The following is a 14899-nucleotide window of genomic DNA, read 5'->3' on the forward strand; positions in this document are numbered from 1 at the left end:
AGCCTATCCTATGGCGTCGCGCTTCAACGCGCTGAAGGCGGACGCGGCGTGGCAGAAGGTGTGGGACGAGTCCCGCACCTTTTCCGCGCGTGACGATTCGCCCAAGCCCAAATCCTATGTGCTCGAGATGTTTCCCTATCCGTCGGGACGCATCCACATGGGCCATGTCCGCAACTATACCATGGGCGACGTGCTCGCCCGGTTCCGGCGGATGCAGGGCATGGAAGTGCTCCATCCGATGGGGTGGGACGCGTTCGGCATGCCGGCCGAGAATGCGGCGATGGAAAAGAAGGTCCATCCCGGTGCCTGGACGCGCGAGAATATCGCGACGATGAAGGCGCAGCTGAAGCGGCTGGGCTTCGCGCTGGACTGGACCCGCGAGCTCGCCACCTGCGAGCCCGATTATTACGGCCACGAACAGGCGCTGTTCCTCGACCTGCTCGACGCCGGGCTGGTCTATCGCAAGGAATCTGCGGTCAACTGGGATCCGGTCGACCTGACCGTGCTCGCCAACGAGCAGGTGATCGACGGGCGCGGTTGGCGCTCTGGCGCACTGATCGAGCGGCGCAAGCTGAGCCAGTGGTTCCTGAAGATCACCCAGTTCGCCGACGAACTGCTGGAAGGCGTCCAGGGGCTCGAACACTGGCCCGACAAGGTCAAGCTGATGCAGGAAAACTGGATCGGCAAGTCGGAGGGGCTCAAGTTCCGCTTCGCGCTGGACCCGAACGCCGGCGGCACCGACCAGGTCGAGGTGTTCACCACCCGTCCCGACACGATCTTCGGGTCGAGCTTCGTCGCGATCGCCGCCGATCACCCGATCGCCCAGCATCTGGCGGCCGGCAATCCCGAGATCGCGGCATTCGTCGAACAGTGCAAGCTGGGCGGGACCACTGCGGCCGAGCTTGAGACGCAGGAGAAGCTGGGCTGGGACACCGGCCTGTGCGCGACGCATCCCTTTGATTCAGAATGGAAATTGCCGGTCTATATCGCCAATTTCGTCCTGATGGATTATGGTACCGGCGCCGTGTTCGGCGTGCCGGCGCATGACCAGCGCGACTTCGAGTTCGCGACCAAATATGCGCTGCCGATCCGCCGCGTGGTCTCGGACGGCGACAGGGCCGATCCGGCATTCCACGAGGACGAGGCCTATACCGGCCCCGGCACGCTGGTGAATTCACACTTCCTCGACGGGATGGATGTCGCCGATGCCAAGCGCGCGGTGATCGTCCGCGCCGAAGAAGGCGGCTGGGGAACCGGCACGACCGTCTGGCGCCTGCGCGACTGGGGCGTCAGCCGCCAGCGTTACTGGGGCACGCCGATCCCGGTGATCCATTGCGACAGCTGCGGCGTGGTCCCCGCCCCGCGCGACAGCCTGCCGATCGTACTGCCCGAGGATGTCACCTTCGACGTCCCCGGCAATCCGCTCGACCGTCATCCGACCTGGCGCGACGTCGACTGCCCCGGCTGCGGGGGCCCAGGCCGTCGCGAGACCGATACGCTCGACACGTTCGTCGACAGTTCCTGGTATTTCATCCGCTTTGCCAGCCAGCCGGACGACAAGCCGTTCGACAAGAGCGTGGCAGAGCAATGGCTGCCGGTCGGGCAATATATCGGCGGGGTCGAGCACGCGATCCTGCATCTGCTCTACGCCCGCTTCTGGACGCGGGCGCTGCGCCACATGGGCAAGCTGGACGTGGCGGAACCGTTCGCGGGCCTGTTCACCCAGGGCATGGTCACGCACGAGACCTATTATCGCGGCGAGGGTACTGAACGCGTCTGGTACAATCCCGAGGATCTGGACATCGCCGGCAACGGCGCGACGCTGAAGACAGATGGTGCCCCCGTCGACATCGGCCGCATCGAGAAGATGTCCAAGTCGAAGAAGAACACGGTCGATCCGACCGGCATCGTCGACCAGTATGGCGCCGACGCCGTGCGCTGGTTCATGCTGTCGGACTCGCCGCCAGAGCGCGACCTGGAATGGACCGAGAATGGCATCGAGGGCGCCTGGCGCTTCGTCCAGCGGCTGTGGCGGCTGTTCGATCAGCTCGCGGAACAGAAGGATGCTGACGGCGCCGATGTCGCGCTCGACAAGAAGCTGCACCGGACGATCGCCGGCGTCGCCGAAGATGTCGAGGCACTTGCCTTCAACAAGGCGGTGGCGAAGCTTTACGAGCTGACGGCAGCGATCGAGAAGGCGTCGCCTTCCGCATCGCGCACGAATGCGATCCGCGCCCTGGCACGAATCGTCGCGCCGATGGTTCCCCATCTTGCCGAGGAAGCCTGGGCGCTGATGGGGAATGACGGCCTGATCGCCGACGCCCCCTGGCCCGAGGTCGATCCGGCATTGCTGGTCGACGACGAGGTCACGATTGCCGTGCAAGTGAATGGCAAGCTGCGCGATACGCTGGTACTGCCAAAGGGTGCCGCAAAGGACGTCGCCGAAGCCGCAGCGCTGGCATCGGAGAATGTCCAGCGCGCCCTCGAAGGAAAGGCGCCCAGGAAAGTGATCGTCGTCCCCGATCGGCTGGTGAACATCGTCGCATGATCCGCGCCGCCGCCCTGCTCGCTGTCTCCGCTGTCGCCCTGTCGGGATGCGGCCTTCGTCCGCTTTATGGCGGCGGGGTCGCGGGGCCGGTGCAATCGACGCTCGCGGCGGTCCAGGTCGGACCGATCGAGGGTGAATCGGGCTGGTTCGTCTCGAACGCGCTGCGCGACCGATTGCGGGCCGGCGACGATGCCGCGCCGCGCTACCGCCTCGACGTGCGCCTGGACGACCAGATCGCCGGCCTGGGTGTGCGTCGCGACGATTCGGTGTCGCGCGAGCGCCGGACGCTGCGCGCGCGCTATCAGCTGGTCGACCTGTCCAATGGTCAGGTGGTGCTTGATGCCACGGCCGGGTCGGATGCGGGCATCGACGTGGTCGGATCCGAATATGCCACGATCGCGGCCGAGCGATCCGCCCTCGAGCGGCTGTCTCAGATCGTTGCCGACCAGATCGTGGCCCGCGTCGCCCGGTACGCGCAAAGCGGCAAGTGAAGGCTACCGCGCCGCAGATCCGCGCGGCGATGGATGCGCCGAAGCCGGAGACGCGCCTCTACCTGCTCCACGGGCCAGATGAAGCGGGCGCAGCCGAGCTGGCCGCGCGCCTGGGACGGGCAATGGGCTCCGACGTCGAGCGGATCGACATCGACGCGAAGGAGCTGCGCAGCTCGCCCGGGCGGCTGGCGGACGAGGCGGCGTCGATGTCGCTCTTCGGCGGCGCCCGGCTGATCCGCGTCACCGCCGCGGACGAATTCACCGTCGAGGCATTCTCGCTGCTGCTGAGCGCCGAGCGCGCCGGTAATCCGGTCGTTGCGATCGGGCCGGGGCTGAAGACCAGCGGCAAGCTGGTCAAGCTGGCGATCGCCAGTTCCGCGGCGATGGCGCACGCCTGCTATGTTCCGGAAGGCGCCGGTGCCGTGCAGCTGGTCCAGCTGATCGGCCGCGAACAGGGACTGCGCATCCCGACCGATGTCGCGCAGCGGCTGGCCCAGGCATCGAACGCCGACCGCGCGGTCCTCAGCCGTGAGATCGAGAAGCTGGCCCTGTATCTCGACGCCGCACCCGATCGCCCGCGCGATGCCGATGCGCGGGCGCTGGACGAGATCGGCGCGGATATCGGCGAGGACGGCATGTTCGGCGCGATCGAGGCGATCGTCGATGGGCGCACGGCGGATATCGGCTCCGAACTGACCGCCGCAAGCGAGGGCATGGGATCGACGATACCGCTGCTGCGCAGCCTTGCCCGGCGGCTCGTGACCCTGTCGGAACTGCGCGCCGAGGTCGAAGCGGGATCGAGCATCGACGATGTGATCGAGAAGCACCGCATCTTCTTCAAGGAGCGTGGTTCGACCGCGCGCGCATTGCGCCGCTGGAATGCCTCACAGCTGGCCCGTGCGATCGATCGTACCCGGCAAGCCGAACGCTCGATGATGAGCGCAGCGAGCGCCGGCGAGGTCCTCGCCGAGGCCGAATGCGTGGCCCTGACCCGAGCGGCAGCGCGTTTCCGCAACTGACCCCCTGCCCCGTCCGTCGCAAGCCCTGCGGCGCGATCAGATCCGCTCGCCGCTGAGCCTCTGGCAGACCATGTCGAGCTGATCGAGCGTCGAATAGTTGAGGACCAGCGTGCCGCCCTTGGCGCCGTGCTTGATGCGGATGTTCAGCCCCAGCACGTCGCCAAGCTGACCCTCAAGCGCGCTGATATCGGGATCGCGATATGCGGCCTCGCCCTTGCGCTTCGGCTTGGCATCGCGCGCCAGCTTCTCCGCCTCGCGCACCGTCAGCCCCTTGTCCGCGATCAGTCGCGCCAGCTTTTCGGCATCGGGAACCCCGATCAACGCGCGAGCATGGCCCATCTCGATCTCGCCATCGACCAGCAGCTGGCGCACACCCTCCGGAAGGTCGAGCAATCGCATCAGGTTCGCGACATGACTGCGCGACTTGTGGACGATCTTTCCCAGCGCCTCCTGGGTGTGACCGAACTCCTTGATCAGCCGGGCATAGCCATCGGCTTCTTCGATCGCGTTCAGGTCCTGCCGCTGGATATTCTCGATCAGTGCGATCTCGAGCGTTTCCGAATCGCTCAGGTCACGGACGATCACGGGAACCTCGTGCAGTCGCGCGCGCTGGGCCGCGCGCCATCGGCGCTCGCCTGCGACGATCTGATAGCTGTGCCCGTGGGGACGCACGAAGATCGGCTGGATCATCCCCTTGGAGGCGATCGACTTGGCAAGCTCCTCGAGCGCGTCTTCGTCGAAATGGCGGCGCGGCTGAAGCGGGTCCGGCGCCAGCGAGCTGACGGGAAGCATGCGAATTCCCGAACCCGGCTCGGACGATCCATCGATCGCCTCTTCGCGGGCGCTGTCGCCCAGCAATGCGGACAGACCCCTGCCCAATCCCGAACGGGGCTTGCGCGCGGCCGGAGCGGCGGTCGGATCTTCCTTGGTCATGCGGCCTTCTTCAGCTTGGGCAGGCGGTCGATCACCTCGCGCGCCAGCGCGATATAGGCTTCCGATCCGGAGCAGCGATGGTCGTAGATCAATGCCGGAAGGCCGTGGCTTGGCGCCTCGGACAGCCGGACGTTGCGCGGGATGACGGTATCGAACACGACCTTGCCAAGCACGGCGCGGACATCGTCCGACACCTGGTCGGACAGCCGGTTGCGGCGATCGTACATGGTCAGCAAGACGCCCAGGATCGACAGGCCGGGATTGAATCGACTGCGGATCCGCTCGACGGTGTTCAGCAGCTGGCTGAGCCCCTCCAGAGCGAAAAACTCGCATTGCAGCGGGACGAGCAGCGCATGCGCAGCGACCATCGCATTGATCGTGAGCAGCCCCAGGGACGGCGGACAGTCGATCAGGATCACGTCCCATGAGCCCGCGCCCCGTGCGATCGCCGTATCGAGACGGTGGGTCCTCGCGTCGAACTCGATCAGCTCGATCTCGGCTCCCGACAGATCCTGGGTGGCAGCGACGATATCTAGGTTCGGCACCTTGGTCGGCCGAGCCACCTGATCCAGCGTCGCGCCGTCGGTCAGCAACAGGTCGTAGCTCGACTGCTCACGGTCCGAACGGCCGATGCCAAGGCCGGTCGACGCGTTTCCCTGGGGGTCGAGATCGATCAGGAGCACGCGCTTGCCGATCGCAGCCAGCGCCGTCCCGACATTGATGGCGGACGTGGTCTTTCCCACACCACCTTTTTGATTGGCGATGGCGATAGCGATCATCTTGGACGAACTCCTCGTGCGACGACGATTCCGGAGTCGTCGGCCGTCAGGCTGCGTTCCACGTGAAACACACCCTGCCATTTTCGCCGCGCATCATCCACCTCGGATTGGACGTTGCGACCTTTTGGCAGGATCCAGACTGTGGATAAGTCTGTGCAATGAACTGTGGAGAGAAGGAGTTTCGACAGCTCCGCCACGGCGCGAGCGGACACGACGGAAGCCGCAACTGGCGGCTTGTAGCTCTCGATCCGGCTCTGGACGACGTCGACCTGCTGCCCCAGGTCCAGCACCGCTGCCGTCTCTCGCAGGAATTCCACGCGCTTGATTCTCGGCTCGACGAGCACGACCGGCCTGTCCGTCAGGATTGCGATCACCATCCCTGGCAGCCCGGCACCCGCCCCGATATCGATCCAGCTCCCCTCGCCCGCTTCCGCCGCCAAGGGGATGAGCTGAGCCGAGTCCAGCAGGTGCCGCTCCCAGACGTATGGAATAGTGGACGCAGAGATGAGGTTCTGCTGCGCCGAGCCCTGCACGAGGAGGTCCGCGAATTGGGCCAGTCGTGTTTCACGTGAAACGCCGAAGCGGTCGATGATCCACTGGCGGGCTGACTCCTCGGTCATGCCGCAACCCTGCGTCGGGCATGGAGCAGGATGGCCGACAAGGCCGCTGGTGTGATCCCACGAATGCGGGACGCGGCACCGAGCGTCTCGGGCTTCGCCGCACCAAGCCGCTCCACCATTTCATTCGAAAGGCCGGGGATAGCGGCGTAGGCGAGATCGCGATCCAGCCGAACGGCATCATTTGCGCGTAGTTGGGCGACCTCGGCATCCTGACGCTCCAGATAGGGCGCATAGCGCTGATCCTCGACATACTCGGCGAGCAGCGCATCATCGGTTACCGGCAAGTCTCCCGCGACCACATGTCGCAACTCGACGCCCGGAAAGCGAAGCCACTCCCGCGCCTGCCGTCGAGCACCATCCTGCGCAACGGGCGCACCGCGGTCCCGCATTACACTGGCGGTCACGGACGAGGAGAAATGATGGTCGAGTTCGTCCCGCATCTGCCTGCGTGTCGCAAGACGCTCGCGGCGCTCGCTCCCAAGGCATCCAAGCGCCTCCGCAATCGGCCCTAGCCGCGTCTCCGCATTGTCCGCACGCAGGCGCAGGCGATACTCGGCGCGCGCCGTCAGCATGCGATAGGGCTCGGTCACCCCCTGAAGCACGAGGTCGTCGACCATGACCCCCAGATAGCTTGTCGCCCGGTCCAGGATCAGCGGCTCGATCCCGATCGCATGCGCCGCGGCATTGATGCCGGCGACCAGCCCCTGCCCCGCCGCTTCCTCATATCCGGTCGTGCCATTGATCTGCCCTGCGCAGAACAGCCCCTCGATCTGCGGCAGCCCCAATGTCGCATCCAGCGTGCGCGGGTCGATATGGTCATATTCAACGGCATAGCCGGGCGTGACGATCTCCGTCCGCTCGAGGCCGGCGATCGATTGGACCATCGCCACCTGGACGTCCACCGGCAGCGATGTCGACATCCCGTTGGGATAGATCAGGCTGGTGTCGAGTCCTTCGGGTTCGAGGAAAATCTGGTGCCCGTCGCGATCCCCGAAACGATGAATCTTGTCCTCGATCGAGGGACAGTAACGGGGCCCCTGTGCACCGATCGCTCCGGTGAACAGCGGCGACCGATCGAGCCCCGATCGGATCGCGTCATGTGTTGCTTCACCGGTCCGCGTTACCCCGCAATGAAGCTGCGGCAGCACCCGACAGGTCGAGAGCGGCGACATCGTCCAGAAATCGGAATCGGAGGGCTGCTCCTCGATACGCGCCCAATCGATCGTGCGTCCGTCGAGACGAGGCGGGGTACCCGTCTTGAGACGCGCCATTGGGAGATCCAGCGCGCGCAACTGCCGCGCCATGCGATGCGACGACGACTCGCCGATGCGACCGCCATCGAGCCGTTCCTCACCGCGGTAGATACGACCACCGAGAAACGTGCCGGTTGCCAGCACGACGGATCGCCCCTTGATCATGCTGCCATCGGCAAGTTCGACACCGGCAATCTCAGACCCGTCAAGGATCAGCGCCGCCGCTTCCCCTTCAACACGGTCCAGCCCAGGCTGAGCGGCGATTATGTGCTGGATCGCTGCGGCATAGGCCCGACGGTCGGCCTGGACGCGCGGTCCTTGGACCGCCGTGCCCTTGCTGCGGTTGAGCATCCGATAATGGATCGCCGCCACATCGGCAGCACGGGCAATCAAGCCGTCGAACGCATCGACTTCACGAACCAGATGCCCCTTCCCCAGCCCACCAATTGCCGGGTTGCAGGACATGGCGCCAATCTTGTCGAGGTCGAAGCTGATCAACGCCGTTCGCGCACCGCGGCGCGCGGCCGCGGCTGCAGCCTCGGTCCCAGCATGGCCGCCGCCGATTACGATCACATCGAAGTGCATGGCATTCAACTAGTGGAGTCGAGCAGCCTCGTCAAAACTGTTCCACGTGAAACACGTCAACCCGGGAAGATATGATGTTCCACGTGAAACATCTCACTTGCCGATACAGAAGCGTGCGAACAACGTATCAAGCATCGCCTCCACCCCTGCCCTGCCCGTGATCGCATCGAGAGCGCGCAGCCCGGTGCGCAACCCTTCTGCAACCAGCAGCAGGTCCTGCTCCCCAGCGGCGACATGCAGCGCTGTAGCCGCAGCCTGCGCCAGCTCCCGCTGCCGCCGGTTGAGCGCCAGCTGATCCCCCGCCGGCAGCAGCTCCTGCGCCCGATCACTCATCTCTCGCCACAGCAGGTCGATCCCGACCCCCGTCGCCGCGGAGACGCCGAGACGCCCTGCAGGAATCGCGGACCGTCCGTCGCTGTCGATACGCGGGTGCACGGCAATGACCGCATCATGTTGCGGCGCAACATCATCGCCGAGCCACAGCAGCATGTCCGCCTGCGCGATTGCGTCCTCTGCTCGCGCGACACCGATGCGCTCGACCGTGTCGGCGGTCTCGGTCAGTCCCGCCGTGTCGGTCAATAGCCAGGCGATGCCATTGCGCACCACGGGCGCCTCGATCCGGTCCCGCGTCGTCCCCGCGACCGGCGACACGATCGCGGCGTCTCGCTCCGCCAGTGCATTCAGCAGGGTGGATTTTCCGGCATTGGGTGGGCCAGCCAGAACGACGCGGATGCCGTCCCTCAACCGTTCGACCGAGGGTCGCCGGGTGACGGCCTCGATCTTCTCGCCCAACCGCGCCGTGGCCGAGCGGATCGCCGGAACCGGGTCGGCGCTTCCGGCGACGTCGTCCTCGTCTGAATGGTCCAGCAGTGCCTCGATACCGGCAGCGATCCCCAGCGCCTCGCGCGTCCACCCCTCGACCTCGCGGCGGACCGCCCCTTCGGCCGATCGCAAGGCGGTCCGGCGCTGTGCCTCGGTTTCCGCCATCAGCAGGTCGCCCAGGCCCTCGGCCTCGCTGAGGTCGATCCTACCATGGGTCAGGGCGCGGCGGGTGAACTCGCCGGGCTCCGCCCCGCGCAGGCCAGACAGGCTGGCGAGCGCCGTCTCCACCGCATGGACGACCGCTCGCCCGCCGTGAAGATGAAGTTCGGCCAGATCCTCCCCCGTCGCCGAGTTCGGGCCCGGGAACAGCAGCACGAGCGCACGGTCCAGCAACTCGCCTTGGTGACGCAGCGCCCGCACCGCCGCGCGGCGCGGCTCGGGCAGCGTACCCGCCAGCGCTCGAACCGCGTCGAACGCGCCCTGCCCGCTGATCCTCATCACGGCGATCGCCGCCGGCGGCTGACCGGTCGAGACCGCGAAGATCGTATCCATCAGCTTTTCTTGGTCGCGGTCTCGAACAGGCTGCGCCACATGTTCATGCCCGCCTCGCCCATCGGCGACCAGGCACGCGTCATCGTCTCCAGCAATTCAGGCGTCACGCCCTTCTCCATCGCGTCGGTGACCATCTGGATATAGCGATCATGAACCGGCGTCAGGTCAGGCAGGCCGATTGCGCGGCGGGCTTCCTCGGGCGTGCAATCGACTTCGACATTGATCTTCATGCTTCTTCTCCGCAGCGCCCATGCTAGACGATTGCCATGGCTTATGCGCGCGACTGGGGCGTGGTGACAACGCCCATCGGCTCGATCCGGATCGAGGGCGATGATCGCTATCTCGATCGCATCGCCATCCTGACTCAGGCAGAGCCTGGACGCCGGCCCGACCGCCCCGCACTGCTTGCCGCTGCCGAACAGCTGGAAGCGTTCTTTGCAGGCGCGCTGCGTGACTTCGACCTGGCGCTGAAGCCCGCTGCAACGCCCCGTGGACGCGAATTGCGCCAGGGGCTGGTCGATGTGCCGTTCGGCTCGACACTAAGCTATGGTGGGCTGGCGCGGGCATTGAACTCCAGCCCGCGCGCGATCGGCCAGTTCTGCTCACGCAACCCCTTTCCGATCGTCGTGCCGTGCCACCGGATCCTCGCGACCGGCGCCATCGGCCATTACAGCGCCGGTTCCGGCATTCCCACCAAGCAATGGCTGCTCGATCATGAGCGACGCCTTGGAGCCCCCCGATGACCCAAGTGACCGTGAACACCCTCGACGGCGAAGCGCGCTTCGACGCCTATATCGCCAGGCCGGACCAGACGCCGCGTGCGGCGATCATCGTCATCCAGGAGATCTTCGGCGTGAACGAAGGGATCCGGCGCAAGTGCGACAAGCTGGCGACCGAAGGCTATCTCGCCATCGCCCCCGACCTGTTCTGGCGCCTGGAGCCGGGTATCGAGCTGGACCCCGATGTGCCGGACCAGCTCCAGCAGGCCTTTGGCCTGATGAAGCGCTTCGACCAGGATCTCGGCATCCAGGACCTCGAGGCGACGATCCGCGCGGCCCGGCAGCAGCTTTCCGATGCCGGCGTGCCCGACGGCAAGGTCGGCGCGGTCGGCTACTGCCTTGGCGGACGGCTCGCCTATATGACCGCGGCGCGCACCGACGTGAACGCCAGCGTCGGCTATTATGCGGTCGGCATCGATGGCCTGCTGGGCGAGCAGCACGCCATCGCCCACCCGCTGCTGCTGCACATCGCCAAGGACGATCATTTCGTCGATGCCGATGCCCAGCGTCGCATGCACGAGGGGCTGGACAATCATCCCAAGGTCACGCTGATCGACTATCCCGGCGTCGACCACGGCTTCGCGACCGAGATGGGCGATCGCCGCAATGACATCGCCGCCGAACAGGCGGATCGGAACACTACGGACTTCTTCGCCAGGCATCTCGGCTGAACGCCGCCGCCGCACGGGGCGCCGGGATCAGCCGAACAGGCTGATAATCCCCGGCGTCTCGGCGGTGCCGACCGCGCCCTCATAGATCATCCGCAGCGCGACGAGCAGGATCACGCCCAGGCCGAGATAGGCGATCCAGCGGTGCCGATCGATGATCCGCGCAATCAGGTTCGCCGCCACCCCCATCAGCGCGACCGACAGCAACAGGCCGACGATCAGGATGCCGGGATGGTCGCGCGCCGCGCCCGCGACCGCCAGGACATTGTCCAGGCTCATCGAGACATCTGCGACTGCGACCGATGCAGCGGCCGCGGCAAAGCTGCGCGGCGGTGCGATGCCCGAGCGCGCCGCATCGGCACCCCCGCCGAGCGATCCACACCGCAGTTCGCGCCAGAATTTCCAGCTGACCCATAACAGCAGCAGCCCCCCGGCGAATACCAGCCCGACAAAGCCCATCACCCAGCTGACGATCAGGGCAAAGGCGATGCGCAGCACCAGCGCTGCCGCAATGCCGATCAGGATGACCTGCCGGCGCTGCTCGGGCGGCAGGCCCGCGGCGAGTGCGCCCACCACGATCGCATTGTCCCCGGCCAGGATCAGGTCGATCATCAGCACCTGCCCGAACGCCGCCAGTGCCTCCGGATCGGTCAGGTTCGAGAAATCGGCGACAATATGCTGCCAGATGTCCGCGAAGGCGCCGGTCCCCTGCGAAGCGGATGCGGCGGCGGCGAGAATCTCGATCATCGGTCAGGGCCGCTCTTGGCATCGCACGGGCGCCGGCACCGCGCGGTTCCCCAGAACGCGAAAGGCGGCACGGGGTTTCCCGCGCCGCCCTTCGATATCGTGCAATGCGAAGTCACGCGAAGATCGCGCAGCTTCAGCCATCGTGTCGACTACTGGTTCATCGAGTCGAAGAAGTCTTCGTTGGTCTTCGAATCCTTCATCTTGTCGAGCAGGAACTCCATCGCGTCGATCGTGCCCATCTGCATCAGGATACGGCGCAGGACCCACATCTTGGACAGCTTGGCCTTGTCGACCAGCAACTCTTCCTTGCGCGTGCCCGACTTGCCGACATCCAGCGCCGGGAAGATGCGCTTGTCCGCGACCTTGCGGTCGAGGACGATTTCCGAGTTGCCGGTGCCCTTGAACTCTTCGAAGATGACTTCATCCATGCGGCTGCCGGTATCGATCAGCGCCGTGGCGATGATCGACAGCGAGCCGCCTTCCTCGATGTTGCGCGCCGCGCCGAAGAAGCGCTTCGGACGCTGCAGCGCGTTGGCATCGACACCGCCGGTCAGCACCTTGCCCGAGCTGGGCACGACGGTGTTGTAGGCGCGGCCCAGGCGGGTGATCGAGTCGAGCAGGATCACCACGTCCTTCTTGTGTTCGACCAGGCGCTTGGCCTTCTCGATCACCATTTCGGCGACCTGGACGTGGCGCGTCGCCGGCTCGTCGAAGGTCGAGGAGACGACCTCGCCGCGCACCGAGCGCTGCATGTCGGTCACTTCCTCGGGCCGCTCGTCGATCAGCAGGACGAGCAGGAACACTTCGGGATGGTTGTCGGTGATCGCCTTGGCGATGTTCTGGAGCATCACCGTCTTGCCGACGCGGGGCGGCGCGACGATCAGCGTACGCTGGCCCTTGCCCTGCGGCGAGACGATGTCGATCACCCGCGCCGACTTGTCCTTGACCGTCGGATCCGCAGGATCGAGCGTCAGCTTCTGCTCGGGATAGAGCGGGGTGAGGTTGTCGAAATTGACGCGGTGGCGGACCGCATCGGGATCGTCGAAATTGACCGACACCAGCCGGGTCAGCGCGAAATAGCGCTCGCCGTCCTTGGGCGCGCGGATCTCGCCTTCGACCGTATCGCCGGTGCGCAGACCAAATTTGCGGACCTGGTTGGGCGAGACATAAATGTCATCGGGGCCGGCGAGGTAATTGGCCTGGGCGCTGCGCAGGAAACCGAAGCCGTCCTGAAGCACTTCGATCGTGCCCTCGCCCATGATCTGTTCGCCGTTTTCGGCCTGGGCCTTCAGGATGGCGAACATGATGTCCTGCTTGCGAAGCGTCGAGGCGCCTTCGACGCCGAGCTCCTCCGCCATGCTGACCAGCTCTGCCGGGGGGGTTTTCTTCAAGTCTCTGAGATGCATGGGAGAATCCGAATGCAATGAATGTGGGGAGAGCGTCGGTCGGCTGACAAGCGGACAATCGAGGCTGAAAGGAAGGAGTCGCCCCCGGAAAGGGACGACAGCGGGCATTTAGGAGGGGGACCCGTTCAAGTCAACCGGGATCAGAACGGCTTTACGACCGCCAGCACCACGATCACGACGACTGCCAGCGCGGGCAGTTCGCCGAGCAGCCTGAGCGTGCGGGTCGACGCCCGTGTCTCGCCGCGCGCAAGCTTGCGGGTATAGCCCACCGCCCAGCCATGATAGCCCGACAGCAGCAGCACGAAGGTCAGCTTGGCATGGAGCCAGCCCAGCCCCGGCTGTCCGTCGATCAGCCCGACATTCAGCGCAAGCGCGATGCCCAGCAGCCAGACGATGATCAGCGACGGCGTCAGGATCATCCGACGCAGCAGCGCCTCGCGCCTTTCCCAGGCCAGCGCCTCGGGCGTACCCAGCGCATCCTGGTGATGGACCAGATAGCGCGGCAGCAGGAACAGCCCCGCCATCCAGAAGATGACGAAGATGACGTGCGCCGCCTTCACCCACAGATAGGCCTGGCCCAGAAATCCGGTCATCGTGTCCCTCTCAACCGGGTCAACAGCTGCTCGACATGCGCGATCGGCGTGTCCTGCTGGATTCCGTGGCCCAGGTTGAACACATGCGGCCGTTCGGGGAAAGCCGCAAGGATGCGATCGATCGCGCTGTCCAGCGTCGCGCCGCCCGCGATCAGCGCGAGCGGATCCAGATTGCCCTGAACCGGCAGCCCCTGCGGCAGTTCGGCATTCGCCCACGCCGGATCGACCGTCTCGTCCAGCCCGATCGCATCCGCGCCGGTTTCGCGCGCATAGGCGACCAGCTTGCCGCCGGCACCCTTTGGAAAGCCGATCACCTTCACTGTTGTACGATCGTGCAACGCGGCGATGATCCGCCGGGTCGGAGCGATCACCCAGCGTTCGAACTGTGCCGGAGACAGGCTGCCGGACCAGCTGTCAAACAGTTGTACCGCCTCGACGCCGGCATCGATCTGGCCGATCAGATAGTCGATCGTCGCATCGGCGATCCGGTCGACCAGCGCCTGCATCAGCTCGGGATCGGCATAGGCGAGGCGCCGCGCCTCGGCCTGCTCGCGGCTTCCCTGGCCGGCGATCATGTAGGTGGCGACCGTCCAGGGGCTGCCTGCGAAGCCGAGAAAGGTGACCTTGGGATCGAGTGCCGCGGCCACGCGGCGGACGGTGGCGTAGATCGGCTCGAACTTCGAGCGATCAGGCACGAGTCCGTCGAGCACCGAGCGGGCGGCGACCTTGGGTGCCAGGCGCGGGCCCTCCCCGGTCTCGAACCAGAGGTCCTGACCCAGCGCCATCGGCACGATCAGGATGTCGGAGAACAGGATCGCCCCGTCCATTCCGAACCTGCGGATGGGCTGGAGCGTGATTTCGGCCGCTGCCTCGTCATCCATCGCAAGGGCGAGGAATCCCCCCTTCTCGGCCCTTAGAGCGCGATATTCGGGCAGGTAACGGCCGGCCTGGCGCATCAGCCAGACGGGCGGGACGGTTTGACGGACGCCATTCAGCGTTTCGAGCAGGGTTTTCGCGTCGGAAAAGCGAGTCAGCGGAAATTCCAATAACAATAAGATGAGAATCCAAGAGTTGTTGGAGTCTGTTGGTGCGTGGAACCCGGGG

At 65.8% G+C, this 14899-nt stretch carries 15 protein-coding genes; 5 read left to right on the plus strand and 10 right to left on the minus strand.

The features are described from left to right. Window positions 1-10 precede the first annotated feature (10 nt). From leuS to holA, 3 genes are read left to right on the plus strand one after another with little or no spacing between them, the layout of a single operon-like run. The gene (gene leuS / locus TPR58_RS15500) at window positions 11-2548 is read left to right on the plus strand and encodes a leucine--tRNA ligase (RefSeq protein ID WP_346247612.1); all 2538 of its coding nucleotides are present in this window, start codon (window positions 11-13) and stop codon (window positions 2546-2548) included. Beyond that, window positions 2545-3039, plus strand: a complete 495-nt coding sequence (gene lptE / locus TPR58_RS15505) for an LPS assembly lipoprotein LptE (protein WP_346247613.1) — start codon at window positions 2545-2547, stop codon at window positions 3037-3039. Before leuS ends, lptE begins: the two co-directional genes overlap by 4 nt. Next, window positions 3036-4058 carry a DNA polymerase III subunit delta gene (gene holA / locus TPR58_RS15510; protein WP_346247614.1) on the plus strand — a complete coding sequence of 341 codons (1023 nt, stop codon included), beginning with the start codon at window positions 3036-3038 and terminating at the stop codon, window positions 4056-4058. The genes lptE and holA overlap by 4 nt, the downstream gene beginning before the upstream one ends. Window positions 4059-4094: 36 nt before the next feature. Here the strand turns inward: holA and TPR58_RS15515 are convergent, their stop codons facing one another. From TPR58_RS15515 to TPR58_RS15540, 6 genes are all read right to left on the minus strand, one after another. Beyond that, window positions 4095-4991 (minus strand): ParB/RepB/Spo0J family partition protein, encoded by an 897-nt coding sequence (locus TPR58_RS15515; protein WP_346247615.1) that lies wholly within the window; start codon window positions 4989-4991, stop codon window positions 4095-4097. Beyond that, window positions 4988-5770, minus strand: coding sequence for a ParA family protein (locus TPR58_RS15520; RefSeq protein WP_346247617.1), 783 nt, complete (start codon window positions 5768-5770; stop codon window positions 4988-4990). Before TPR58_RS15520 ends, TPR58_RS15515 begins: the two co-directional genes overlap by 4 nt. Beyond that, window positions 5767-6390 (minus strand): 16S rRNA (guanine(527)-N(7))-methyltransferase RsmG, encoded by a 624-nt coding sequence (rsmG, locus tag TPR58_RS15525; RefSeq protein WP_346247618.1) that lies wholly within the window; start codon window positions 6388-6390, stop codon window positions 5767-5769. The genes TPR58_RS15520 and rsmG overlap by 4 nt, the downstream gene beginning before the upstream one ends. Continuing rightward, window positions 6387-8228 (minus strand): tRNA uridine-5-carboxymethylaminomethyl(34) synthesis enzyme MnmG, encoded by a 1842-nt coding sequence (gene mnmG / locus TPR58_RS15530; protein WP_346247620.1) that lies wholly within the window; start codon window positions 8226-8228, stop codon window positions 6387-6389. The genes rsmG and mnmG overlap by 4 nt, the downstream gene beginning before the upstream one ends. Window positions 8229-8321: 93 nt before the next feature. Next, the gene (mnmE, locus tag TPR58_RS15535; protein WP_346247621.1) at window positions 8322-9602 is read right to left on the minus strand and encodes a tRNA uridine-5-carboxymethylaminomethyl(34) synthesis GTPase MnmE; all 1281 of its coding nucleotides are present in this window, start codon (window positions 9600-9602) and stop codon (window positions 8322-8324) included. Next, window positions 9602-9832: a DUF6489 family protein gene (locus TPR58_RS15540; RefSeq protein WP_346247622.1), complete on the minus strand. Its 231-nt coding sequence runs from the start codon at window positions 9830-9832 to the stop codon at window positions 9602-9604. Before TPR58_RS15540 ends, mnmE begins: the two co-directional genes overlap by 1 nt. A 36-nt stretch (window positions 9833-9868) precedes the next feature. Between TPR58_RS15540 and TPR58_RS15545 the strand changes: the two genes are divergently transcribed. After that, a complete protein-coding gene (locus tag TPR58_RS15545; RefSeq protein WP_346247623.1) occupies window positions 9869-10345 on the plus strand; it encodes a methylated-DNA--[protein]-cysteine S-methyltransferase in 477 nt (158 codons plus the stop codon). After that, on the plus strand, window positions 10342-11052 hold the full coding sequence (locus TPR58_RS15550) for a dienelactone hydrolase family protein (RefSeq protein ID WP_346247624.1): 711 nt from the start codon (window positions 10342-10344) through the stop codon (window positions 11050-11052). The genes TPR58_RS15545 and TPR58_RS15550 overlap by 4 nt, the downstream gene beginning before the upstream one ends. 27 nt (window positions 11053-11079) lie before the next feature. Here the strand turns inward: TPR58_RS15550 and TPR58_RS15555 are convergent, their stop codons facing one another. The 4 genes from TPR58_RS15555 to hemE form a co-directional block, all read right to left on the minus strand. After that, window positions 11080-11796, minus strand: coding sequence for a YjbE family putative metal transport protein (locus TPR58_RS15555; RefSeq protein WP_346247625.1), 717 nt, complete (start codon window positions 11794-11796; stop codon window positions 11080-11082). Window positions 11797-11945: 149 nt separating this feature from the next. Continuing rightward, window positions 11946-13202, minus strand: coding sequence for a transcription termination factor Rho (rho, locus tag TPR58_RS15560; RefSeq protein WP_346247626.1), 1257 nt, complete (start codon window positions 13200-13202; stop codon window positions 11946-11948). Between the two features lie 140 nt (window positions 13203-13342). Beyond that, window positions 13343-13795 (minus strand): CopD family protein, encoded by a 453-nt coding sequence (locus tag TPR58_RS15565; protein ID WP_346247627.1) that lies wholly within the window; start codon window positions 13793-13795, stop codon window positions 13343-13345. Then, on the minus strand, window positions 13792-14841 hold the full coding sequence (hemE, locus tag TPR58_RS15570; protein WP_428835730.1) for a uroporphyrinogen decarboxylase: 1050 nt from the start codon (window positions 14839-14841) through the stop codon (window positions 13792-13794). Before hemE ends, TPR58_RS15565 begins: the two co-directional genes overlap by 4 nt. Window positions 14842-14899 lie beyond the last annotated feature (58 nt).

The sequence above is a fragment of the Sphingomonas rustica genome, from assembly GCF_039652585.1.
GTDB classification, from domain to species: domain Bacteria; phylum Pseudomonadota; class Alphaproteobacteria; order Sphingomonadales; family Sphingomonadaceae; genus Sphingomonas; species Sphingomonas rustica.